Origin of the sequence: Emticicia sp. CRIBPO (assembly GCF_009905725.1) — a bacterium.
Lineage (GTDB): Bacteria > Bacteroidota > Bacteroidia > Cytophagales > Spirosomataceae > Leadbetterella.
The window spans coordinates 207,297-231,672 of record NZ_JAAAKV010000001.1 but is presented as its reverse complement, the minus strand read 5'-3'; the positions used below and the strand labels follow the sequence as shown (position 1 = coordinate 231,672).

The 24,376-nt window shown below is 44.6% G+C and carries 18 protein-coding genes; 9 read left to right on the top strand and 9 right to left on the bottom strand.

The genetic code is table 11. From position 1 onward, the window contains the following. The first annotated feature begins 217 nt into the window (after nt 1-217). Both GVN16_RS01015 and GVN16_RS01010 read left to right on the top strand, forming a co-directional pair. On the top strand, nt 218-1,459 hold the full coding sequence (locus GVN16_RS01015) for an MFS transporter (protein ID WP_166561970.1): 1,242 nt from the start codon (nt 218-220) through the stop codon (nt 1,457-1,459). Between the two features lie 237 nt (nt 1,460-1,696). Next, entirely contained in the window at nt 1,697-3,019 is a 1,323-nt protein-coding gene (locus GVN16_RS01010) for a Gfo/Idh/MocA family protein (protein ID WP_166561969.1), read from the top strand. Nucleotides 3,020-3,104: 85 nt separating this feature from the next. Here the strand turns inward: GVN16_RS01010 and GVN16_RS01005 are convergent, their stop codons facing one another. Beyond that, nucleotides 3,105-4,505, bottom strand: a complete 1,401-nt coding sequence (locus tag GVN16_RS01005) for a DUF4932 domain-containing protein (RefSeq protein WP_229243985.1) — start codon at nt 4,503-4,505, stop codon at nt 3,105-3,107. A 348-nt stretch (nt 4,506-4,853) separates the two neighbouring features. Here GVN16_RS01005 and GVN16_RS01000 point away from each other — a divergent pair, with 348 nt between their 5' ends. Then, entirely contained in the window at nt 4,854-5,750 is an 897-nt protein-coding gene (locus GVN16_RS01000; RefSeq protein ID WP_166561967.1) for an AraC family transcriptional regulator, read from the top strand. Between the two features lie 143 nt (nt 5,751-5,893). Further along, entirely contained in the window at nt 5,894-6,880 is a 987-nt protein-coding gene (locus GVN16_RS00995; protein ID WP_166562530.1) for an aldo/keto reductase, read from the top strand. A gap of 80 nt (nt 6,881-6,960) precedes the next feature. Here the strand turns inward: GVN16_RS00995 and GVN16_RS00990 are convergent, their stop codons facing one another. Further along, nucleotides 6,961-7,299: a zinc ribbon domain-containing protein YjdM gene (locus GVN16_RS00990; protein ID WP_166561966.1), complete on the bottom strand. Its 339-nt coding sequence runs from the start codon at nt 7,297-7,299 to the stop codon at nt 6,961-6,963. Nucleotides 7,300-7,506: 207 nt separating this feature from the next. On the opposite strand from GVN16_RS00990, the gene GVN16_RS00985 reads away from it, so the two are divergent. Then, complete coding sequence (locus GVN16_RS00985; RefSeq protein WP_166561965.1) at nt 7,507-8,823, top strand: glycoside hydrolase family 28 protein; 1,317 nt, start codon at nt 7,507-7,509, stop codon at nt 8,821-8,823. On the opposite strand, the gene GVN16_RS00980 is transcribed toward GVN16_RS00985, so the two are convergent. From GVN16_RS00980 to GVN16_RS00960, 5 genes are all read right to left on the bottom strand, one after another. Next, nucleotides 8,824-9,495 carry a hypothetical protein gene (locus GVN16_RS00980; protein WP_166561964.1) on the bottom strand — a complete coding sequence of 224 codons (672 nt, stop codon included), beginning with the start codon at nt 9,493-9,495 and terminating at the stop codon, nt 8,824-8,826. It abuts the gene before it with no gap. Between the two features lie 104 nt (nt 9,496-9,599). Further along, a complete protein-coding gene (locus GVN16_RS00975; protein ID WP_166561963.1) occupies nt 9,600-10,697 on the bottom strand; it encodes a hypothetical protein in 1,098 nt (365 codons plus the stop codon). A gap of 102 nt (nt 10,698-10,799) precedes the next feature. Continuing rightward, nucleotides 10,800-11,315 carry a DinB family protein gene (locus GVN16_RS00970; RefSeq protein WP_229243984.1) on the bottom strand — a complete coding sequence of 172 codons (516 nt, stop codon included), beginning with the start codon at nt 11,313-11,315 and terminating at the stop codon, nt 10,800-10,802. A gap of 31 nt (nt 11,316-11,346) precedes the next feature. After that, the gene (locus GVN16_RS00965; RefSeq protein WP_166561961.1) at nt 11,347-12,003 is read right to left on the bottom strand and encodes an NADPH-dependent F420 reductase; all 657 of its coding nucleotides are present in this window, start codon (nt 12,001-12,003) and stop codon (nt 11,347-11,349) included. A gap of 101 nt (nt 12,004-12,104) precedes the next feature. Further along, a complete protein-coding gene (locus tag GVN16_RS00960; protein WP_166561960.1) occupies nt 12,105-12,683 on the bottom strand; it encodes a Crp/Fnr family transcriptional regulator in 579 nt (192 codons plus the stop codon). Nucleotides 12,684-12,865: 182 nt separating this feature from the next. Between GVN16_RS00960 and GVN16_RS00955 the strand changes: the two genes are divergently transcribed. Next, nucleotides 12,866-14,203 (top strand): Fic family protein, encoded by a 1,338-nt coding sequence (locus GVN16_RS00955; protein WP_166561959.1) that lies wholly within the window; start codon nt 12,866-12,868, stop codon nt 14,201-14,203. Between the two features lie 145 nt (nt 14,204-14,348). Continuing rightward, nucleotides 14,349-16,499 (top strand): xanthine dehydrogenase family protein molybdopterin-binding subunit, encoded by a 2,151-nt coding sequence (locus GVN16_RS00950; protein WP_166561958.1) that lies wholly within the window; start codon nt 14,349-14,351, stop codon nt 16,497-16,499. Between the two features lie 51 nt (nt 16,500-16,550). On the opposite strand, the gene GVN16_RS00945 is transcribed toward GVN16_RS00950, so the two are convergent. Further along, the gene (locus tag GVN16_RS00945; protein ID WP_166561957.1) at nt 16,551-17,048 is read right to left on the bottom strand and encodes a hypothetical protein; all 498 of its coding nucleotides are present in this window, start codon (nt 17,046-17,048) and stop codon (nt 16,551-16,553) included. 253 nt (nt 17,049-17,301) lie between these two features. Here GVN16_RS00945 and GVN16_RS00940 point away from each other — a divergent pair, with 253 nt between their 5' ends. Then, nucleotides 17,302-17,883: a hypothetical protein gene (locus GVN16_RS00940; protein WP_166561956.1), complete on the top strand. Its 582-nt coding sequence runs from the start codon at nt 17,302-17,304 to the stop codon at nt 17,881-17,883. Between the two features lie 199 nt (nt 17,884-18,082). Here the strand turns inward: GVN16_RS00940 and GVN16_RS00935 are convergent, their stop codons facing one another. Beyond that, nucleotides 18,083-21,040, bottom strand: coding sequence for a PVC-type heme-binding CxxCH protein (locus tag GVN16_RS00935; protein WP_166561955.1), 2,958 nt, complete (start codon nt 21,038-21,040; stop codon nt 18,083-18,085). A 584-nt stretch (nt 21,041-21,624) separates the two neighbouring features. On the opposite strand from GVN16_RS00935, the gene GVN16_RS00930 reads away from it, so the two are divergent. Continuing rightward, the gene (locus GVN16_RS00930; RefSeq protein WP_166561954.1) at nt 21,625-24,015 is read left to right on the top strand and encodes an ABC transporter permease; all 2,391 of its coding nucleotides are present in this window, start codon (nt 21,625-21,627) and stop codon (nt 24,013-24,015) included. Nucleotides 24,016-24,376: the final 361 nt, after the last annotated feature.

The window sequence follows — 24,376 nt, the reverse complement described above, 5'->3', positions numbered from 1 at the left end:
GAACCACCAGAGGGTTGAAAAGTGATTTTGTTACGCAGAAAATTAAACGGGACAAAGTTTCATGAAGCATGACTAAGGGTTTTGGCTGACTTTTATGTCTTTAACTCTGATAATAACGACGAGAAAAGTAATTATAAAAAAAACATCTTCGTATGTAAGGATTCCCGGTTTCTTTTTGTCTCTCCTGAAACGATTGAGTAATTTTTAAACAACAACCATGAACGATATCCCTGATCAGAAAAACAAGTTTCAGCACCTTTTTAGTATTCCGGTTATTGTAGCCGCCCTGGGCTATTTTGTAGATATATATGATTTGCTTCTGTTCGGGATCGTGAGGGTGCCCAGTCTGAAAGATATGGGGCTCTCAGAAAATGAAATATCAACCACCGGGGCCAGTATTCTCAACTGGCAGATGACCGGGCTTCTGCTGGGAGGTGTACTCTGGGGAGTTCTGGGGGATAAAAAAGGAAGACTTTCCGTTTTATTCGGTTCTATCCTGACTTATTCCCTGGCCAACATCGCCTGTGGATTTGTGAAAGACCCGGAAGTGTATAAGATTTTCAGATTTGTGGCAGGCGTTGGTCTGGCAGGTGAGCTGGGAGCGGGTATTACCCTGGTTTCAGAAACCTTACCCAAGCACCTCAGGGCTATCGGTACCTCGCTGGTGGCAGGAATCGGGCTGTTGGGGGCGGTTTTTGCTTTTATTACCGTGGAGCTGTTCGACTGGAGAACTGCCTATTTTATTGGAGGAGGCCTTGGTTTCTCTCTGCTTTTACTCAGGATCGGCGTTTTTGAATCCGGTGTTTACAAGGCTGTTCAGAAAGATGCCCATGTAGTCAAAGGTGATTTCTTCTCTTTTTTTACCAACAGAAAACGCCTGGTCAAATACCTGAAGTGCATCGCCATAGGGCTGCCAACCTGGTTTGTGATCGGCATCCTGACCACCTTCAGCAATGAGTTCGGAAAGGCTTTGCATATCGAAGAAGTGATCAAACCCGGTCTGGCTATCATGTGGTGTTATGTGGGCTTGTCTGTGGGCGATTTACTGAGCGGGGTGATCAGCCAGCAGCTCCATTCCCGTAAAAAAGCCGTAGGTCTGATGATGCTCTTTACCTTAAGTTTTGTGTTGGTTTATCTCTTCTGGGGTTTGAACACCGCTTTTTCATTGTATGCCATCTGTATGTTAATGGGCATCGGCATCGGCTATTGGGCGATGTTCGTTACGATAGGGGCAGAGCAATTCGGTACCAATCTCAGAGCCACCGCAGCCACCACCATCCCTAATATGGTGAGAGGTACTGTAGTGGGTATGACTGCCTTATTCGCTTTCTTCAAGCCTTCCCTTGGGGTGATCTATGCCGGGGCGGCCATAGGTGTGATTTGTTTTGTCCTCGGGTTCCTGGCGATTTCCACCATTGAAGAAACGCACGACAGAGACCTGGACTTCCTGGAGAACTAAAAGGCCGGAAGGCCTTGATTACGATATTTTGAACTAAATGAGAGTGGGTTTTAGGTTAAAAATCACTTATCCCCGGCAGGCTTTGCCGGGGAATATTTAAAATCAGGCAAGATTTCACCGGAAATATCTGGAATTTAATAATCGCTTTCGATCCCTGCATTGTATTTTTGATGCCTGCCCGATCCGTCGGGGCACAGATACCAAATAACCTTATTATTAACAGAAAAAATAAAATTCATGAACAATCGCCGGGATTTTGTAAAAAAAGCTGCATTGGCCGGAGCCGGTCTTTTTGCCAGCCCCAACCTTTTTGCCTTTCATGGTTCTCCTAACGAAAAAGTAGTCATCGGTGCGGTAGGTACCAACAGCCGTGGCTTTTTTGTCTCCAGGATGTTTGCCCAGCTGCCCAACGTCGAGATAGGCTATGTCTGTGATGTAGACAGCAATGTATTGGCCAAAACCATTGCAGAAATTGAAAAACTGACCGGAAAACGCCCGAAAGGCTATACCGATGTCCGTAAAATGCTGGAAGAAAAAGACATGGATGCTATTTTAGTGGCTACACCTGACCACTGGCATGCCCCGGCGGCGTTGATGGGTGTTCAGGCGGGTAAACACGTCTACGTCGAAAAACCATGTTCACATAACCCTGCGGAAGGAGAAATACTGGTGGCGGCTTCTGCGAAATACAACAAACTGATACAAATGGGAAGCCAGCGTAGGTCATTCCCTAAGGTCATCCAGGGCATCAAAGAGCTGCATGACGGGATCATCGGCAGGGTATATTTTGCCAGGGGATGGTATGCGAATGCCCGCAAGCCGATTGGCGTGGGTAAAGTAGCTCCTGTACCTTCAAATATTGATTACGAACTATGGCAGGGTCCTGCCCCCAGAAAAGCCTATAAAGACAACCTGATACATTATAACTGGCACTGGTTCTGGAACTGGGGCACAGGCGAAGCCCTGAACAACGGTACGCACGAACTGGATGTGATGCGTTGGGGACTTGGGGTCGATTTTCCTAAAAAAGTGAGCTCTATGGGTGGTCGATTTGCCTACAAAGACGACTGGGAAACACCGGATACCCAAACCATCAACTATGAGTTTGCCAATAACACGGCCATCGCCTGGGAAGGCCGCAGCTGCAACGGATTTAACAGCGAAGGAGCCGGAAGAGGTGTGATATTTTATGGTGAAAAAGGCACGATGACGATTCCGGGCGGAGATGATTATAAGGTTTATGACTTGGATAATAAACTGGTGAAAGCCGTCAAAACCGACCTTGAAGAAGCCCAGAGGACCAATACCATGGGCATGGGAGAGCGTCTGGACAGCATTCACCTCAATAATTTTGTGGAGTCTATCAGGGGCAAATCTCAGCTGACCTGCCCGATCTCGATCGGACATGCCTCAACATTGCTGCCGCAGCTGGGCAATATTTCATACCGCACCGGCCGCACGCTCAACTGCGACGCCAAAAACGGTCATGTCCTGAACGACAAGGAAGCCATGTCATATTGGAAGCGTGAATACGCCAAAGGCTGGGAAATGAAATTGTAATGTTTTCTGGAAGCCACTTTCTGTTTATCCTGTCCGATCCCTTTACCTGGGACGGACAGGATTTTTTCAAATGCAGGCACTGCAATCATTTATTATCTTCAAACCATTTGACAATCAGAGGATATAAATCAGCTATAGTCTGACCTTTTGCCCTGTTCCGGTATATTTTAATCAGGTACTGATTAAAAAGTCCGAATTTTTTGAATCCCCTGATTTCTGATTGTTTCTTTTCGATATTTGCGATTAACTTTCCCTGTTCAGCAGCTGGAGCGTAGTCGAGGTACCTGAGACTTGTCAGACCCCAGTTCATGTACTCATTAAAGCAGGCATAAGCATTATTGTAGTATTGCCCTGCAGGTTTTGTTTTTTCATTCCATACCGACAGGTCGGAAAATGCCTTCGCTAATGATTTCTGATAGGATGGTTTTTTACCTTCCGGATTGATAAAACTATGATTTAATTCTGTAAATACGATATTGCCGTCTTTCACTTTTAGTGCCGCGACGGAAAAATCTTTCTCATCTTCAATGTTTCTGTACGGGAAATTGACATGTGCCTGGGCTTCTTTAAAGCCATTGTTTTCAAACCAGGCAGCTGATTGAATATTGCCTGCCAAAGGAGAGAAAATGACTTTAAAAGAATTGTATTTTGCAGAAGGGAAGTGATACGTCAGCCATTTTTGCATTTCCTGTAAACCGATGCTGTCTTTATATATCCTTATCTGATCGTTGTAAAATGAGGTGTTTTCTTTATAGAATCTCTGGAAACCGGATTTATCGGAGAAAGATTGAAGTTCCGCCAGAAAGGGTTTCAGCGTATTCACCCGGCCTGTATTGATCCGGTCATACACTTTGCTTTGTGTTATTTTCCCATTACCGTTCATTTCAAAAGCATAGGCATCCATTTTCAACGGAACAAAAGCCATCAGGTTGCCGGCTAAAATCTGCTCTGTTTTTTTGACGACAGGCTCGTCTTTGTACGCGTCAAACCATTGTAGTACCTGCTCATAGTATTTTGTGTTTTTGATGATCAGGCCATTGTCTTTCCTGCCGTAAGCGGTCAATGCCGATATGATATTGAATAATTCATAGACTTGGGGGATTTCCACAAATGACTTCTGATCATGTGATGTTACATATCGTCTATTAAATTGAGCTCCCGGAATGTTTTTAATACCATCAATCCTGGTGTAAGCACTGTCTTTTTCGTTTAGAACAACTATAAACGGGTAACTTTTGCCTGCTTTTACTTTAAACCGGATAGAGTCAACATCGGAAATAAAAGTAACCCACTTGTATTTTTTGTCAATGGTGGTTTCAAAAATGTCGGGCTTTGTTTTTGAGTCTATATTCCAGCGGTTTTTCCTGAGCTTATCCCCGTCCCGGATGTCGAGACTTAACCTATTTGATTTGAGAACCGGTAGTTTTTGGGCAAAACTGTTTGTAATGACGGTCAGGAGTAAAAAAAGAGAGATGGATCTTTTCATATTCATCAGTAAGCTTTTCATTTTTTTTCAATATTCATTTTTTTATCATAGAAAACTATTTTTCAAAGAAATTATTGAGGATAGGGCGACAGACAGCCGGACTTCTCCATTCGACCTGTCTGTCACGTCTGCGTCCTTTCTCCTTACTCCTTTCTCCAATACCGGAATTATTTGAAAATCGTAAGATTTGGTTTGAAAAACGTTATTCATGCTTTGAAACGGCTTTTACTTTTGCAGATTAAGTTTTAAATCCGGTGATTTTCCATTGGTCAGGAAAATTCACAGGGTAACTGATCGTAGTTCATCTAATTATGATTAGTTTTATTTCGGTTTTTTTAATTAAAAGGCATGGAAAAGGTTGAGAGTTTAGAAGATTTATACAAAAGGAAATTTGATTGGATACCCGATAACCTCCGCAATGAAATCGGGCATTTTAACCTGTTCCGCCTGGAACCTCTCAGTGAGGGAACAAAGCCATTGCCTTACAAAAGGCGTGATTTTTATAAGATCATGCTGATAAAGGGCAACAGCAGGGTGCATTATGCCGACAGGGTTATTGAAGTGCAGAAACAAGGGCTGTCTTTCTCAAACCCCCAGATACCTTACAGGTGGGAACATGCAGACAGCCACAGAGAGGGTTTCTATTGTATTTTTAATCAGCAGTTCTTTCATCAGTATGGTAACCTGAACCAGTATGATGTTTTCCAGCCGAACGGCACCCACGTATTTGAACTGACGGATGATCAGATGGAAAAAATCACTGCAATTTACGGACGGATGTTTGAAGAGATTGATTCAGAATACATTCACAAATATGATGTACTGCGTAACCTTGTTTTCGAATTGCTGCATTTTGCGATGAAAACGCAACCTTCGACCAAGTTTGATAAACAGCACATTAATGCTTCCCAGAGGATTTCTGCCTTGTTTTTGGAATTATTGGAGCGGCAATTCCCGATTGATGAAAGCCATCCGAACATCAGTCTGCGTGCAGCATCTGACTTTGCTGGGCAGCTGAATGTCCATGTAAATCACCTGAACCGGGCGGTGAAAGAAGTAACGCATAAAACAACCTCTCAGCTGATTGCCGACCGGATACTTCAGGAATCGAAAATCCTGCTGAAACACAGCAACTGGAATGTGGGAGAAATAGCTTTCTCCCTGGGTTTTACAGAAGTGACCCATTTCAATAATTTCTTTAAGAAACATACCCAGGTGAGCCCGACAAAATTCCGGAATGTTTGATTTTCGTAAGCTATTGTTTGGTTTTAGTTATTTTAGAAAGCAGACCGGGGCTAATTTTGTATCATTAAAAAAACACAGACACGGCTGTTAAGGCTCATTAAATCATAAGCATAATCTGTGTCTTATCTAAACAATTTAAGATGATGAAAAAACGTAAATTAGGAAACAGTGGCCTGGAAGTTTCAGCCATAGGGTTTGGTTGTATGGGGATGAGCTATGGCTATGGCCCTGCGAAAGATAAAAATGAGATGATACCTGTGATTAGAGCGGCAGTGGAGCAAGGCATTACTTTCTTTGACACCGCAGAGGTTTACGGGCCATATATCAATGAAGAACTGGTGGGAGAGGCTCTGGCACCGTTTAGAAACGAAGTGGTTATTGCTACCAAATTTGGTTTCAATATCCGCGATGGTAAAATGGCCGGTGTCAACAGTCGTCCGGAAAACATCAGGAAAGTAGCCGAAGCGTCTTTGAAAAGGCTCAATATTGAAGTGATTGATCTGTTTTATCAGCACCGTGTTGACCCCAGCATACCCATTGAAGAAGTAGCAGGGACTGTGAAAGACCTCATCAGAGAAGGAAAGGTGAAGCATTTCGGACTTTCTGAAGCCGGGGCGGGTACCATCCGTAAGGCACACGCCGTTCAGCCGGTCACTGCCCTTCAGAGTGAGTTCTCGATGTGGACACGTCAGCATGAAAAAGAGATACTTCCGGTTATCGAGGAACTGGGTATCGGTTTCGTGGCATTCAGTCCGCTGGGCAAAGGCTTTCTGGCCGGGAAAATTGATGCTAGTACCACTTTTGAAGAAGGGGACATCAGGAATATCCTGCCAAGATACACTGAAGAGGCCCGCGTAGCCAACAAGGCATTGCTGGATCTGCTGGATCGGTTTGCGGCGAAAAGGAATGCGACCCCGGCACAAATCGCGATAGCCTGGGTGCTGGCCCAGAAGCCGTGGATCGTGCCGATTCCCGGAACGACAAAGTTGCACAGACTGACTGAGAACAACGGAGCGGCTTTAATTGAACTCACTACAGATGAATTACTGGAAATCGAAGCGGCTTCTGCACAGATAAAAGTGATCGGAAGCAGGTATACTGAGGCAATGGAAAAATCAACGGGCTTGTAAAAGAACAACCATATGCTTTGATTAATAGCGAAAAAAAGCCTTCCGGATCAGTTCGGAAGGCTTTTTCTTTCAGTGGCATCTTACGCCTTTCGCACAAACTCCGACTTCAAAGCCATCGCACCGAAGCCGTCAATTTTGCAGTCTATGTTGTGATCGCCTTCTTTCAGGCGGATGCTTTTTACTTTTGTACCGGCTTTGATGGGTTTCGGAGCCCCTTTTACAGGCAAATCTTTAATAATCACTACGCTATCGCCGTCTTTCAGTTCATTGCCGTTGGAGTCCAGCACTTTGGTGCCTGTGTCTTCTGCCTCGGTTTCTTCAGGATTCCATTCGTGAAAACACTCAGGGCAGACCAAAAGGTTATCACTCGGATAGGTATATTCACAATTGCATTTTGGACAAGGAGGAAATTCAGACATTGGTTTTTTTGTTTAACTTTGATCAGATACCGCTTAGGTTTATATCATTTAATCGGCAATCCAGATTTTGTTCGATCCGGGCTGCAAATGTATTCAAAACTTCTGTAAATCTTTTTCTTATTCTTGGATTTCCATAAAATACCGAAGGGTCTCTCTGATCCATGGTTTATATTTGTATTTCTGAATGCATCTCATTATTACCATCTCATGAATAAAATACTGGCTCTTTTTCTGCTTCTTTCCGGTTCTATAAATAAAGCCGATGCCCAGGGGAACAAATTTCCGGACGGCACCGTCATTCCCAAATGGTTTTCTGACTATAAAAAGATCAGGGTTGAAAAACTGGGAAAACAGTTTGTGCTGACGGACTACGGCGTCAAAAATGACAGTACGATCGTGCAGACAGCGGCGATCCAGTCTGTTATAGACAAAGCTGCTGTGTCAGGCGGAGTAGTGGTGGTTCCGAAAGGGGTTTTTATGTCGGGAGCTTTGTTTTTTAAACCCAAAACACACCTGTTTGTATCAGATGAAGGCAAACTGAAAGGTTCAGATGATATCAATGATTACCCGATCATGCCTTCAAGAATGGAGGGTCAGAACCTGGATTATTTCCCGGCCCTGGTCAACGCATATGGGGTAAACGGTTTTACGATCTCCGGCAACGGCAGTATTGATGGCAATGGTCTTAAATATTGGGAGGCTTTCTGGCAAAGGAGAAAAGAAAATCCGAATTGTACCAACCTGGAAGTATCAAGACCACGGCTTTTGTTAGTCTGGAACAGTAATGACGTACAGGTGCAGGATGTCAAGCTTAAAAATTCGGGTTTCTGGTCAAGTCACTATTATAAATGTAACAATGTCAAAATACTGAATGTCAGCATCACCTCGCCGCATCAGCCGGTAAAAGCTCCGAGCACAGATGCTATCGACCTGGATGCCTGCACCAATGTATTGATCAGGGGTTGTTACATGGCCGTTAATGATGATGCCATTGCTCTGAAAGGAGGTAAAGGCCCTTTTGCTGATACCGATCCCGACAATGGCGGCAATGCCAACATTATCATAGAAGATTGCGAGTTTGGCTTCTGTCACGGAGCCCTGACCTGTGGCAGCGAAGCCATACAGATCAGGAATGTGATCATGCGAAATATCAGGGTAGACGACGCCCAGCGGGTCTTATGGCTGAAGATGCGTCCTGATACCCCTCAGAAATATGAATACATCAGTGTCGAGAATATAAGCGGCAAAGCCCGCAGCCTGATTTATGTAAAGCCGTGGACGCAGTTTTTTGACCTCAAAGGCCGCAAAGACGTGCCGCTGTCCTACTCCGAGCATATCACGCTTAAAAACATCAAACTGGACTGTGAAATCTTCTTCGATGTAGCCACCACAGAATATGATGTCCTCTCTGATTTTCACTTTGAAAACCTTAATGTAACGGCTAAGAAAGCAGATGTCAATAAGGGTATTGTCAAAGGGTTTACTTTGAAAAATGTGGTGGTTAATGGAGAAGAAGTAAAATGATTATAGCTTCGTGACGCTCAGGTCTGTGAAATAGCCCTCTGTACCCACGTCTACGAACAGGCCGAGTGCACCAGTTGCGTTTTCACCCAGTTTTAAGTCTTTGATGACTAATGAAGGCTGTCTGTTGTCATTCAGATACAACCTGGCCTGTTTGTCATTTACGATAATTCTGATATCGATCCATTCATCCAGGCCCATGTCTGCGTATGATTCATAGGCTTCCGGACTTATTTTTCTTAGTTTATCAAATTTAAAATCCGGATAAGAAAAATACTGAATGGAGTGGTTACGCCGGACCTGGTCATCGGACCGGCCGTTGGCAGGGCGGATATAAATACATTCAAATTTCGTGTTGTCTTCGTTGATCCTGAATGCTACGCCTATGAATCCGCGGGCGGTCGGCGAGGCGTCTTTTGTCATGCGGCTCAATACTTTTACTTTGATAGCCCCATCTTTAAAATCCAGGTCTTTTATGCGTACGAAAGTGGCTTCATCGACTTCCTTAACTGAAGCATCTTTCACGACCCTGACCACGTCTTTGCCTTGGAACTTCTCAAGAGACATCGTGACCTGGCTGGCTATAAGGCGTTTGGACTCTAAACTGATTTTTTGAGCATTGATAGTCAATGTTATCAGCAAAAATACTAGTATTAATGATGGTTCTTTTTTCATAACAGGCACACGATTTGAAAATTAAGTTTTGGACCAGGCCATTTAAATTAACTCCTTATTTATTCAAAGTAATAGCGTAATTGATAATCCCGCTTCTTTTCTTATCATTTTATATAAAACAACCCTGCTCCTATTGATGACCCGGTGGTGCCAGGTTTTATGTGAAGATAATTTCTTTTGGTCTGATCTTCTTCAATTTCCAGGTTATCGTCTTTTTTAATCACCACTCCCTCGGCAAACTTCAATTTATTTATGTCGGCTTTTAAACCAAAATCTGCCGGGCCGCCTCCTTTGGTTATCATCTCTTTAACTCCGATAACCATAGAGTTTGTTACAGTAAAGGAACGCTTTTCGTCTTTGTTCAGAACCCAGAAAATATTACCGTTACCTACCACATTGTTGTAAAATTTGAAATCTTCAGCTGCTGACCAGGTCCATACTGCTGCTCCGTAATGTCCCACGACCAGGTTATGATGCATCTCACAACGCTCCGCAGGGCGGTCTGAGAACCAATAAACCACCGCATCTTTAACATTGTAAAAAACACAATGATCAACCACAACACCATGGCCACTCGCAAGAATTGCCAGGTGATTCGGGACGGCATGTTTATCACCTATAAACAGACATTGTGTTATTCTGAGATCGTCCAGGTCCCGGCCTTCCCTGACGATCGGATAATTTCTTCTGACAAAGCCGTCTGCCGGTTTTTCATGCACCGGTGTGCCCAAAACCCTTAGCCCCTGAATGGTCACAAAATTAGTTTCTACCTGGATACCATAGGACGCCCCTTTGAATGGATCATTATTGCCATAAGGTTTGAAATTAAGCGGCATGGTTGATATAATGATAGGCATTTTCGCCGGATTCCATTCAGGATCATCAGGCAATATTTCAGCCCTTATGGTCAGCCTTTCCGTTTTAGAAAAATGCCAGTTGACCGGGTGGAATAAAACAGTAGCATCAAGGCCATAAATACCTTCAGCGAGATAGACAGTAACAGAACCTTTACCGTTCGCACTGTTGATTCTTTGTGCGGCTTCAAATAGCGTTTTAATCGGTTGGTCTTTTGAACCCTTGTTGGCATCGGACCCAGATTCAGGGTTCAGATAGATGTTTCCATCGCCGGGAATAGAAAAAATTGTTTCATTTCTTTGACCAGTAACGACATTTGTTATGGTCAGAGAGATAAAAAAAATCATAAGTTTTACCATAATCCTACTTTGCATTTTCATTAGCCTGCTTTATTAATTTTGAAATTGGAAATGGAGTATTCATCCATTTCCAATCATGAACCGGTTATTTTAAAACAATTTTTCCTGTGGTGGTTTCGCTCCCGCCAGACGAAGATAGACGGTGGTCTGCCCTCTGTGATGAGTCTGGTGCTCAAAACATTTCAGCAGTACCGTTTCTTTTGTCATATCAAACTGGCCGAACAATCTGACAGATTCCTCAAACTGGGAAGGCGTCATTTTCGTGATGTTATCGATCACAAAATCATAACCGGCTAAAACCAGACGGGTAACATTTGCTTTCGACTTATCAGTTGTTTTCTCTGACTCACCCATCCCAATGGGGCTTTTTATGCCGGTTGCAGCTGGTCCGAAACTGTAATTGGCGTCGGTCAGGTGCAGCATTTGTTCGGCAAAAGAACGCATTTCAGGCGTTGGCTTTAGGGCATAGCCTGATTCAGGCATTGCGTCAAGGTATTCTTTGGTATAGGCCTTGGCTCTTTCCCAATCTTTTATCGCAGAAGTCTGGGCATAGGAAGCGAGTGTTACTCCAAAAATGAAGCATAGGGTGGTGACAAATTTCGTCATGGTCATTTTTAATTTAATGTGTTCGTTATTATTATAGCTTCTCTTTTGCTTCCTGTAGGGTAACTGCTTTGCCGAGGGCTCCGAATTCATGCAGATCACCGAAGACTTCGATACGGATGGATTGGTCCAATCCTCCTACACGCAAAGGGACAAACCCGTTGTCAAGAATCAGTTTTTCCACTTCTTCATTAATGCTTAAGTCATCAGTAGCATAAAACAGGACTGAGGATTCAGGTTGCTGATTGGCTGCAGCGTCCAACGTGGCCGCACCCAGCGTTCCGAGGGCCTTGGCCAGTTTTGCACCTTCAGGCAGAACAGAGGCATTGATCAATCCGGCCGATTCGTTTTCTCCGATGATCTTGTCAAATCCTCCTTTATCGTTGGGGGCAATCGGGTTGGAAGGGTCAATGATGATTTTTCCTGCCAGCAGGGCTTCGTACTGGTAAAAGATTTCTTTTATGGCATTGAACCAGACGGCCATCACGATAATGTCAGCTTCTTTTATGGCGTCGCTGATAGACAGAGGCCGGGCCGTGTCACCGAGTTGTCCGGCTAATAAAGTTGCTTTCTCAAGGTTTCTGTCCGCAACAATGACAGGACGGTTGTTTTTGGCAAGATTTCCGGCCACTACACGACCGATATTTCCGAGCCCGATAACGGCTACTTTGGTGTTTGCTGAATTTTCCATAACGTTTGTATTATTAATTTGATGATACAAAGTTCGGTACTCAGCGAGCCATCTGCCCTTAACCTATTTTAATAAATACCCTTAACATAGTTTAAGGGTAACTACTGAGGCATGCTCAGTTCTTTGCGGATTTTACTTAAAAATTCCGGCGTAATGCCCAGATAGGAAGCTATTTGTGTGTTGGGTAAGCGTAAAGCCAGTTTAGGGTATTGCTCCAGGAAGTTGAGATACCGCTGCTGGCCTGTGGAGCTGATATTTTGTAAAACCCGGTTTTGTAATTCGATAAACTTGTTTTCGATGATTACCTTAAAAATGCGGTCCAGTTTCGGAATGTTGATGTAAAGAAAGTACAGGTCCTGCTGCTCAATCTGCAGGATAACGGAAGGCTCAATGGCTTCAATGAACAGCTTGCTCTGCTTTTGTGAATGAAAGCTCCCCAGGTCGGCTATCCAGTCGTTCTCGGCTGCAAATTGAAGATTATGTTCATTGCCTTTGTCGTCAACGGCATACATTTTAAAGCAGCCCTGCACTACAAAAGAATAATGTTTACAAATAAATCCTTCCTGCAAAATCATCTGTTTCCGTTTGATACGGCGTAAGGTTATTTTTGATTCCACTAATTTTGTTTCTTCTGCATTCAAAGGGATATAGCCCTGGAAATATTCTATGAGTGCCTGCATGAGGGGTTTTCTATCGTTTGATTAAAGGTAATTATAAATATTTACTTTCATTAAAAACTATTGACCGGATCGTTGTTTAGTGATTACTAAAAACTACTAATTCTGTTAAAGAATTAGTAATAAAATTATGATGTAATTGAATAATTACTAATTTTACATAACAATTAGTAATTATTAGTAGTATGAAAAAGCCGGAATTACCTCCGAACAGCATCATTGATCCTGATAAAGATATCAGCGATTTGAATCTTGTCTTTACAAGTACAGAATTACAAAGGAAATTAAGTGAGATTGAAGAAGAGTACCTCTATTGGGACAAGTTTAAATACAAAGTGAAAGATCTTGGAGTTTCACCTGAGTTGCTTTGGAAATTTGTAAAGCTGGGAAGAGGCAGATCAATCAACTTTCTGAAAATCAGTGAAATCAATGGATTTGTGTTTAAATATAACCAGACATCGGGTATCAACAGACAATTGCATGAGTTTGATCTCAACATGGGAGGCGTGCTGGAAGGCTCAGCGTTAATTCCAAAAGAAGATAAGAAAAGATACCTGATCAGTTCGATCATGGAAGAGGCAATTGCTTCAAGTCAGTTGGAAGGGGCCGTCATGACCCGGGAAGATGCGAAAGAAATGCTCAGAACAAACAGAAAGCCAAGGAATCATTCCGAACAGATGATCTTGAATAACTACCTTACAATGCAGAGAATACTCGAACTGAAGGACAAGCCGCTATCTGTGGAATTGGTTCTTGAGATTCACTCAATTATATCAAAGGATGCCTTGGATAAAGAACAATATGAGGGTAAATTCAGAGATAATGACCTGGTGAATGTAGTAGATGCCATTTCGGGGGAGATATTCTACTGTCCGCCAACGTACAAAGAACTGGAGGAATTGATGCAGGCGGTCTGTGTATTTGCAAATGCCCGGAATGATAAAACCTTCATCCATCCTATTGTCAGGGGAATTATCCTGCATTTTCTAATCGGGTACATCCATCCGTTCTTTGATGGTAATGGCAGGACAGCCAGAGCGGTTTTTTACTGGTACCTGATTTCGAAAGGATATTGGCTGATTGAATACCTTTCCATCTCGAGGATTATACTGAAATCGCCGACGCAGTATGCCAAGGCATATTTACATACTGAATACGACGAAAATGATCTGACCTATTTTATTGATTACAACTTAAAATCAATGGAACAGGCTTTAAGCAGTCTTAAGACCTATATTAGCAAAAAAATAAATGAAAAGAGCCGGCTGTTTGATGTGATAAAGAATGAAAATATCAATGAAAGACAAATAGAGATATTGCGGAATATCTTTAATAATGATGAGAGAATCATTACCATTTCGGAGGTTCAGGAAGAGTTTAATGTGGTTTATCAGACTGCGAGAACAGACTTGTTAAATCTTGAGAAAATGGGATACCTCGATTTAAAAACAAGAGGCAAAAAAATGTTGTTTTTTAAATCCGAAAACTTTGACAGTAAGATAAAAAAACATATAAATAAGTAAGACGTGTTTCCTTAAACATATTTTTCATTGTCTCACTATTTAAAAAAACATAGACTCCTGTTTGAAAATCGTAATGGAAAAGACATTCAATTCGGATACTTTTACATTAGAATAGTATGTTTGAATAACCTGTTCAGTGCAACACATGAAAAGCAGTCATTTATCCAGAAGAAATTTCCTCAAAATATCAGGGCTTACGACTTCAGCTTTTTCGCTTGGGGTTTATAATCGTGCGGATGCGGCGGCTGTTATCAGTACCATTGAGGCGGAGAGTCTGGGTATCGGGCTCAATGCCTGGATGTATATCAGTACTGCAGGAAAAGTGACACTGGTCTGCCACCGGGCGGAAATGGGACAAGGTGTTTATCAGGCCATTCCCCAAATCATTGCAGAGGAACTGGAGGTGAGTCTGGATGAGGTTAATGTGGTGTTTGCCCGTGGGGATAATAAGAAATACGGTAGCCAGGTGACAGGAGGGAGTTCAACCGTCAGAGGATCTTACAAAAACCTGCTCACGCTGGGAGCCACTGCCCGTGAAATGCTGATAGAGGCAGGGGCAGAATTTTTGAAAGTGCCTAAAACAGAATGTTATGCAGAATCCGGTCATGTGATTCACGGCTCATCAGGTAAAAAGGCGAACTATGGAGTACTGATAGAAGAGGCTGCTAAAATTACGCCTCCTCAACATGTTAAACTGAAGGAAGTATCCGAATACAAGCTGATCCGCAAGCCATTACCCCGCCTTGATGTTCCCGCGAAGGTGAACGGCGAGGCCATATTCGGCCTGGATAAGAGAATTCCCGGAATGCTCTTTGCGGCTGTGGAGCGGAACCCGCGTTTGCGTGGTAAAGTGAAAAGTTATGATGACTCAGCTGCACTGAAAGTGCCTGGCGTGAAAAAGGTCTTCAGGGTAAAAATGGGAGTGTACAGCACCTACCGGGAGGGCGTGGCGGTGGTGGCTACTTCTACCTGGGCGGCTTTCCAGGGGAAAAAAGCCCTGAAAGTAGAGTGGGACGACGGCGGGTTTGAGCATATAAGCTCAAAGGAGATTTATCAGCGGCAGCAGGAAGCACTGGCTAAGGAAGAGGGTTTGTTGTTCCGTCAATCCGGCGATCCGAGTGCGGTGATTGCCGGAGCCGGAAAGAAGATAGATGTGATGTATCAAACACCCTATCAGTCGCACAGCTGTATGGAGCCGCTGAACTGTATTGCCCATTACCAGCCGGATAAGCTGGAAATCTGGGGGCCGATACAGGCTCCGGAATGGGTGCAGGATTATATCACCAGAGAGATGGGAATACCAAGAGAGAAGATCATCGTTAACATGACTTTCCTGGGTGGTGGCTTCGGCCGGAAAGCTTTCATGGATTATCCGCATGAGGCAGCTGTTATTTCGAAAGAAATGGGTGTACCCGTACAGGTGGTCTGGACCCGTGAAGATGACATGACCCAGGGACCTTACCGGCCGGGTATTTCTTACCGTTGCGAAGGCGTGGTAGAAAACGGCGAAATCAGGGCGATGAAAATCAGGATGGCCGGACAGAACAATGACCACTGGAGAGGCGGCAGTAAAGATGTGGCCAACCGCAGCACTTCCGAAGGCTTTCTGAAACCTTATTTTGACTCGGTTAAAAACATCAGTTTTGCAGACGTGCCCTTTGAAACACCCCTACCAACGATGTGGTGGCGATCGGTATATGCTTCTACGAATGGGTTTGCATTTGAGAGTTTTATAGATGAAATGGCCGCCAAAGCCGGGAAAGATCCGCTGGAATTCAGAAAACAACATTTGAAAGACAAGCGGCTTCATCTGCAGATCGATAAAATCGCAGAAGTTTCCGACTGGAAGAAGCGGAGGAAGAATGAGGGTTTTGGGGTGGCTATGACAGAATGTTTCGGCAGCACGGCAGCACATGTGGTCAAAGTGTCAAAAAAAGAAAGCGGGGGCGTAAAGATAGATAAAGTCTGGGTGGTGATGGATTGCGGGTGGTATGTCAATCCCGATACCATCAGGGCCCAGATAGAAGGGTCAGTGGTGATGGCCCTGGGGGCTGCAACTCTTCATGAAATAACCTTCACTGATGGCATAACGGAACAACAAAACTTTCATCAGTACCTCATACCGAGAATAACAGATATCCCGGAAGTAGAAGTACACATCATGGAAAACCATGCAGATGCAGGTGGGGTAGGAGAGCCGGGTCTGCCACCTTTTGCCCCGGCCCTGACTAATGCCATTTTTGATTTGACGGGTAAGCGGATAAGAAAGCTGCCGTTCAGTATGGATGAGGTTTAATGCTGCCTCACAAAATGTTCCATCTGAAACTACCCTCTGCCATGGTCATCCTTAAGGAACTTCCACAACTTTTACCCTGGGATGTCTTATAAAGCTGATCAGTAATATCCCTCCGGATAAAACACCGAAACTGAGAACCAGGAAGGCTTTGAAGACAGCAAGATCATTGCTTTTTTCAGTCACGAGAAGGCTGTCCTCATCTATGATCCAGTCGGCACCGCCCGGTTTCTGTGAAATGTTTTCGTTGAAGGCCATGAGACAAGGTGCAGCGATTTCCTGGATCGACATCATCATCCTTATGCGTTTTTTGTCGTCTTCTGAAAAAACGGGATAGAAAGTCATCTTTTCAATAAGGAAAGGATCATCTCCGACATTCATACTTAAGTCTCTTACTTTGATTTTGTCAGGAAACGCTTGCGGAGGCAGCCCGGTAAGACAAGCCAGGTTAGCCTGTCTTGTTTTCAAGTGATACGACAGGTCTTTTGACCCTTGCAGAATCAGGGAAAAGGATAAAATTCCCCATGCAATTTTAATCAGTGTTCTTTTCATAAGGGATTGCGTGATTTAAATGAATTATAATAAAATCTGTACTTTTCGGGATTTTTGTTTTGTTATTAAGTGGATACAGGTCCGGTATAAGTGTTTTATAATTAGTTAATTGTGTACGCGACGCATGACTTAAACGCAAAACAAGGTAATAATACAAAAACATATTGAGATAATCATGCATTTTATGGAAAAAATATTTGCTAATTTTGACCCCTCGTTCATACGTTTCACATAAATAAAAACTAAAATGAAAATGTTCAAATTGTTGAGATCAGGACTTTTGGTTCTGGGTTTGTTTGCCGTTCAATCTTCGTTCGCACAGGGAGACCTGATCAAATTGCTGGACAGTGCCACCAGTTTACAGGCCAAAGGAGACAAAGAAAACCTGTCAAAAGTTTTGACTTCTGCGGCATCGGGTATCGAAGAAGAGGCTAAAAGCACAAAAAGTGCATTTGGCGGGAAGTTGTTGAATCAGGCAGGCTTGTTGAAAAAGCTGATTCCCCTGGCACAGAAAGGTCTGGCTCAGAAGGGTGCCCTGGAGAAGATCATCAATACAGTAAAAATGTTGCTGGGAGCCAATAAGATAAGTAACCTGCTGGGCAGCGGATCAAGCCTGATCGGACAAGCCGCTTCACTGAAAAGTAACCTGGGATTGATACAGACCGGTATGTCGGTGCTGAGCGGCGGAGAAGGACAAAAACTTGGTTCGTTGGTAACTACCGCTCTTGGCAGCGTAGGTAAGCTGGAAAAAGGCGGTATCACTGGCAAAGCCGCAGAACCGGTGCTTAAGAGTCAGCTGGGTGGTATTACTGAAATGGTCAAAGGTCTTTTCTGATTCAATTATCAGTGTTCAATGATTGAATGATTGAATGAGTGAATGGCTGACTGACGGAATAAGAATAGTCTTCTCGTCTGCCATTCACTCATTTTTTTTGTGTCCTCCGAAATCGCCACACCGGGCTGGCGTTTTCCTCGTCCGACAAAATTGCCGGCCCGTGTATGCTTTTTCCTTTCTACCTTTTTCCATCACCCCATCACTCCTTAATAAAAGCAATCAAATCAGCCATTTCTTTCACTGTAATGCTGTTTTCGAGGCCGTTAGGCATGGCAGAGTATGTCATTTTTTCTTTTGTGGCGATTTCACTTTTCTTTAATGACAGTTTGTTGCCACCCATCTGGTTGATGGTCAGGGATTCGTTGTTTTCATTGATGACAATGCCAAATAACACTTCTTTGTTTTTAAGGGTTACCTGCCAGTAGTCAAATTTATCTGCGATCGAGTTATTCGGGTTGATGATCTCCGTCAGGATAGAATGGGTATTCCTGTTTTTCAGCGAAGAGAGGTCAGGGCCGAAGTCGGTGCCTTTTTTGGCTTTCTGATGACAAACCGTGCAGTTTTTCTCAAAGACTTCGGCACCGTTGGCAGCATCTCCTTTTTGTTCCGTTGCGGTGAGGTATTGCTGCAAAACGGCTTTCCGGTCTTCGTTGATAGAAAACACCTTGCGGGCTTTGGCCCTTACTGCTTCGTCGTAATAATTCATGAGGTTGACGGTCTTCGGCCATTCTATGTCTGTTTTATTGATCTTTTTGTTTTCAATGGCCGTCAGCAACTGGATGGCGGAGGTGTTTTCATTGCTGAGCAGGTCGATGATCCCGTTTTTAGATTTAACAGGAAGCTTGTTCCATTGGTCAAATACGTCGGAAGTACTGCCTTTTTTAATGAGAATCGTAGCCACACGGGAAGCCAGCTGATCTGCAGGTTTCTGGTCAAGGATAGCTAATAACTGTTCATCTTGAACCGGATAACGGGCGGCCTGCAGGATGCTTAGTGCATTGGCTCTGATAGCAGGACTGACCTTTGGATCAAAAGCTTTTGCAGCTACTTCCGCGAGTTTATTTTTTGAAGAAAGCGGAAGCCCGGTGTAGCTTAAAAGTCCGGCAGAAACGGTTCCGTATTCATTGTCAAGGGTAGTGGCGTTCTGATACAGGTATTCCCTGGCGACATCCGAGATATTATATCGGGGTGCCTGGTATGTCCAGAATTTAAGCAGGCCTTTGGCCAGGTCAAGATTAACGGAAGGGTGCTGCGTATTGGTTTTCAGTATTTCAAATAGCTTGTTTACTTCTGCTGCGTTTCCGGAATTAGCAATGCCGGCAGCCAGGAAAGAGAAAAACGCAGAGGGGGTTTGTTGTTTATTCTTCTCAATGCCCGCTGAAATAAGGGCGGTCTCCTCATTTTCAGAGGCGGCCAGCAAGGCCACACCCAGCCATTTGTCATCCATGGCTTTTTCGATGAGCACTTTCCTGTCGGTCAGCAAATTCAGTCTTCCGAGGGTATTGATCGCCTGGAAAGCCAGTTTAGAGTCTTTGTCTTCCGCCATTTTCAGCACCAGGGGTCTGAGTTCCGGATACGGATTTTGCTCATATAATTTGAGGGCATTTTCTTTTACTCCAGCGACAGGGTCTTTCAAAGCCTGCTCAAGAGTCGCTTTATCCAGGGCTTTCAGATCATTGAGCAGCCAGAGGGCATGTATTTTTGATTCGTCGTGTTTCGGGTTGGCAAGTAGTTTTTTCAAGGGACCTGCTGCCGAGGCATCTTTTCCCTGGAAAAGTAAACGCTGGGCTGTTCTTCTGTACCAGATGTTGCTGTGGTCAAGTAAGCCTACCAGGGCCTCAGTGGATTGTTTTCCCAGGTCCAGCTGATTGGCCCAATTGGCTGCATCCGTTCCTTTTTTGGTAATCCGGTAGATTCTCCCTTTGTCTTTGCCGTTATAAAGAGCTCCTGATTTATTGACTTCATCAGACATCCATTCCGGGTGTTCGATCAACTGGCGGTAATAGTCAATCACATACAGGGCTCCATCCGGACCAATGTAAAAGTTGACAGGTCTGAACCAGGGATCTTTAGACGCCAGAAATTCTTTCTTTTCCAATAACCGCTTCGCCTTGAAAGTAGCCCCGGCATCCTCAATCACGTCGGCGTGCACCAGATTGTGTACGGGTTCACCCACAAAAGTCACGTTTTTGAACTCGTCGCCAAAAGCCCCGCCGAGGTACCAGGTGACGGCACAGGAAGAGGTCACTACGCCTACATCAGTCAGAAGCTGATGGTTGGGGTTTTCTGTGATAGGAAACACCTCGCAGGCGTCTCCATGGTCAGGAATCGACTCTACCACACCGGATAGGATCAGGTTGGAGTTATTTTTCAGGTATTCGGCTCCTATGACTTCATGAAAAAGGTGATTGGCATTGCTGGTGTAGAGTCTGTGGCCCCAGGCGTCGCGGGTATGCCCGAACTGGGTGGCACCTGACAGTTCTTCTGCCTCAAAAGTATCCGGTTTAAACCTCACCATCTTGCTGTCGGCATTTTTACCGAGGGCTTTTTTGCCTTTGAGTTGCGGCCAGGTGATGTCGGTTCCTTCATCGCCGAATTCTTTGGTGAAGGTAAACGGGGTGACGTTTTCTTCATGGCCCAGGTAAATCCAGTTGTCGGCCTCAAAACGCGGCGTGTTGAGGTTATGTTGCGGATTGGAAAGGGCAAATCCGGTCAGCATGACTTCCTTTTTATCGGCTTTGCCGTCGCCGTCGGTGTCTTCGAGATACAGGACATCGGGAGCATCTGTGACAATCACACCCTTCTTCCATTTCTGGATGCCGTTGGGTAGTTTCAGCCCTTCCGCAAAAACGATGGAGCTGTCCGGAAAACCATCTTTGTCAGTGTCTTTTAATAGTTTTATTTTACCGGAATTGGAAAGATCCAGCGGATAGCCCGGCATTTCCACCACATAAATATCGCCGTTTTCATCCACCTCCATGGCCACAGGGTCCAGTACCAGGGGTTCGGCGGCAAACAGCTCAATTTCGAAGCCATCCATCAATTCAAAATCCGAGAGGGCTTTCTGAAGTTCAGGACTTAACTGACGGGGAGATTCCTTTTTGCAGGATACAGTGAGGGCTAAAATGGCCGCAAAGGCGAGTAGTTTTCTTTTCATTAGAGGAGTTTAAGGCTGATGAAACGAAGATAAAAATTTTATGTGTCACTAAAAAGTCACCGGGCTTATTTCTCTCAAACGGCGTTTGGTTCAGGATCATTCCTCCCTTTCCATCTGAGAAATATCTCAGGTAATTTGACACAGTTTCATTTACAGACCCGCTCGTGTCGGTATGTTCCTCCGTGCAACGAGGCAAATCATACTTGCAGCGAGGCAAATCATACTTGCAGCGAGACGAATCATACTTGCAACGAGACAAATCATACTTGCAACGAGGCAAATCATACTTGCAGTGAGACGAATCATACTTGCAACGAGGCAAATCATACTTGCAGCGAGACGAATCATACTTGCAACGAGGCAAATCATACTTGCAGTGAGGCGAATCATACTTGCAGTGAGGCGAATCTATAATGTATCTGACAGGATTTCAGGATTGACAGGATAGATTTAGGTCCTCTACCCCGGCAGATATAGGCCAGTGTGTTAAATCATGTTAAAAATCAATGGTTTAGCTCTTTGCGTCACTGCAACTGACATTTTATCTTCTTAAATTCGCTCTCCATCATTCAATCATAACCGCCATGGTCAAAAACTACTTCAAAATAGCCTTACGTAATCTCAGGATGAATAAAACCTATACCTTGTTGAATATCATTGGTTTAAGTATGGGTATGGCGGGGACTATCCTGATATTCCTGTTTCTGCAGTTTCACTGGAAAACCGACAGACATCATCCTGATTCCAGCAGGATTTACAGGGTAGTGCTTGATCTGTTGCTGGATGAAGGCACGGAGTACGGCACAGGCTCGTCCTTACCGCTGACGGTGTCTCTTTCTCATGATTATACAGCGGTGGAAAAGGCGGGAATGATCAGGAAATTCCCGGATGCGACTTTGTCATCTCAACAGGGTGGGGGAGTGAAAAGGTTTATAGAAAAGGAAAACGTGGTGTTTGCTGATCAGGGTTTTATGGAAATGTTTGCCTTTGAAGGCAGACAAGGGAAAGGTGTCATGAATGAACCGGGTACGGTGGTGATCAGTGAGGAGATAGCGGAAAAGTATTTCGGAACAAAAGAAGCCAACGGCATGATCCTGAAGCTGAACAACGCCCATAACCTGCGGGTGACAGAGGTGCTGAAAAATCAAAAGCTGCCTACCGACCTGAATTTTGATATTTATATTTCTCTTCCGACACTCAAAATGGTGGAGCCTTCTTATGAATTTGATAATTATCATTGGTTAAGCGGCAAAAACGCTACGTTCGTTAAGCTGTCAAGCCCCGGGCGGGCCGCTGAAACCGAAAAACAGATCAGGGCTAACGGGCAGAAATACTACGGGGAGATCGCGAAATATTACAGTCACCAGCTTCAGCCACTCGCAGATGTACATTTTGATGAAAAATATGATGGAAAAATACGCCGCTCTGTTCTGTGGATCCTGGCGGGAGTAGGGTGTTTCCTGTTGATCATCGCTTGTATCAATTTTGTAAACCTGGCTACCGCCCAGGCTCTGAAACGTTCAAAGGAGATCGGAATACGGAAGGTGCTGGGGAGTACACAAAGACAACTATTCTGGCAGTTTATGAATGAAACGGCCTTGTTGGCTACCTCGGCTGCGGTGGTGGCTCTTGTCCTCACTTTACTTTTATTACCTGTGCTGAACAACTGGACCCATACCCGGGCTTTTGAGGCGGGGATGTTGCTGCAATGGGAATTGTTGTTGTTCTGGTTCATAAGCCTGGTGGTGGTGATTCTGCTGGCGGGATTCTATCCGGCGGTCATTGTTTCAGGATTTAACCCGGTGGCAGCTTTAAAAAACAGGGCGGCCCTGATGCAGGCCGGGGGCATCGGTCTCCGTCGCTCGCTGATCACCACACAGCTGGTCATTGCCCAGGTGCTGGTGATCGGCAGCCTGGTGCTGATGTTGCAGTTGAAATTTTTCCGGGGTGCTGACCTGGGTTTTGACCAGCAGGCGGTCATTACCGTTACATTGCCTAAAACAGCTTCAGACTGGCAGGTGAAGCAGTCACTGAAAAACGAATGGCAACAATACCCTGATGTAAGTTCCGTCACCTTCCAGTACGAAGCCCCGACTTCCTCGATGGGTTATGGCGGATCAGTCAGGTTTGACAATCGCAAGGACTGGGAGAAATTCGTGATCCGCGACCGCTTCGGAGATGAGCATTACCTGGAGACCTATAAGATGAAATTGCTGGCCGGCCGTAGTTTCATGGTTCGTGATTCGCTGATTGAATTTGTGGTCAATGAGGAATTCATGAAAAAAGTGGGCTTCAGGAATCCGCAGGAAATATTAGGCAGACAGCTGGAAGAAGGGAATTCGGGTTTCAAGGGTAAAATCGTGGGGGTGGTGAAGAGTTTCCATCTGAAGTCTCTGCAGGAGGCGGTGGAGCCCTGTGCGATTTTTGCTAACCCGAAGTTGTACAAAGAGGTGGCAGTTAAAATGAACACAAAGGATGTTACCCGGACGCTTGCCAATGTGCAGGCGGCCTGGCAGAAAGTTTATCCGGATGAGGTATTCAGTTACCAGTTTGTGGATCAGCAAATCGCCCGGTTTTATGAGAAGGAGCAACAACTGACGAGCCTGATCCGAACGTTTTCGATGGTCGCGATCCTGATCTGCTGCCTGGGATTGTATGGGATGATTTCTTTTATGGTGACCCAAAAGAGAAAGGAAATAGGCATCAGGAAAGTGCTGGGGGCGGGAGTGGATAGTATCATTTTGTTGTTTGGCAAAGAGTTTTTTGTGCTTGTTGTTATTGCCTTCCTCATTGCTGCCCCGGTGTCCTGGTACGTGATGAGCCATTGGCTCAATAACTTTGCCTATCGCATCAGTCTGCAATGGTGGATCATGGCTTCGGGAGGCTTAGCTATTCTTGTCATCACGCTATTGACCGTGAGTTATAAAGTTGTCAAAGCTGCCCTGATGAATCCGGTGAAGAGTATTGAGGGATAGAATGATTGAATGCTTGCCCGACCTGGGCTTTGCCCGGGCGGGAGTGAATGCTTGCCCGACCTGAGCTTTGCCCGGGCGGGAGTGATTGATTGAATGATTGAATGATTGAGTGAGTGAATGCTTGCCCGACCTGGGCTTTGCCCGGGCGGGAGTGATTGAATGATTGAGTGATTATGGGGAGCTATTGCAAGCCCGGGCCCGACAAAAAGACAGCCCCTTGGGGGCGAAACATCGTTAACCGTGAATTAACCGAAAGGAAAGCAAAGCCCTGTAAGGGCGACATATTCGTCTTGTCGCTTTCTTGGCTTTTTTACCCGCATAACAGAAGTAGTGTTTCAAAAGCTATAAATTTTATCCGCTA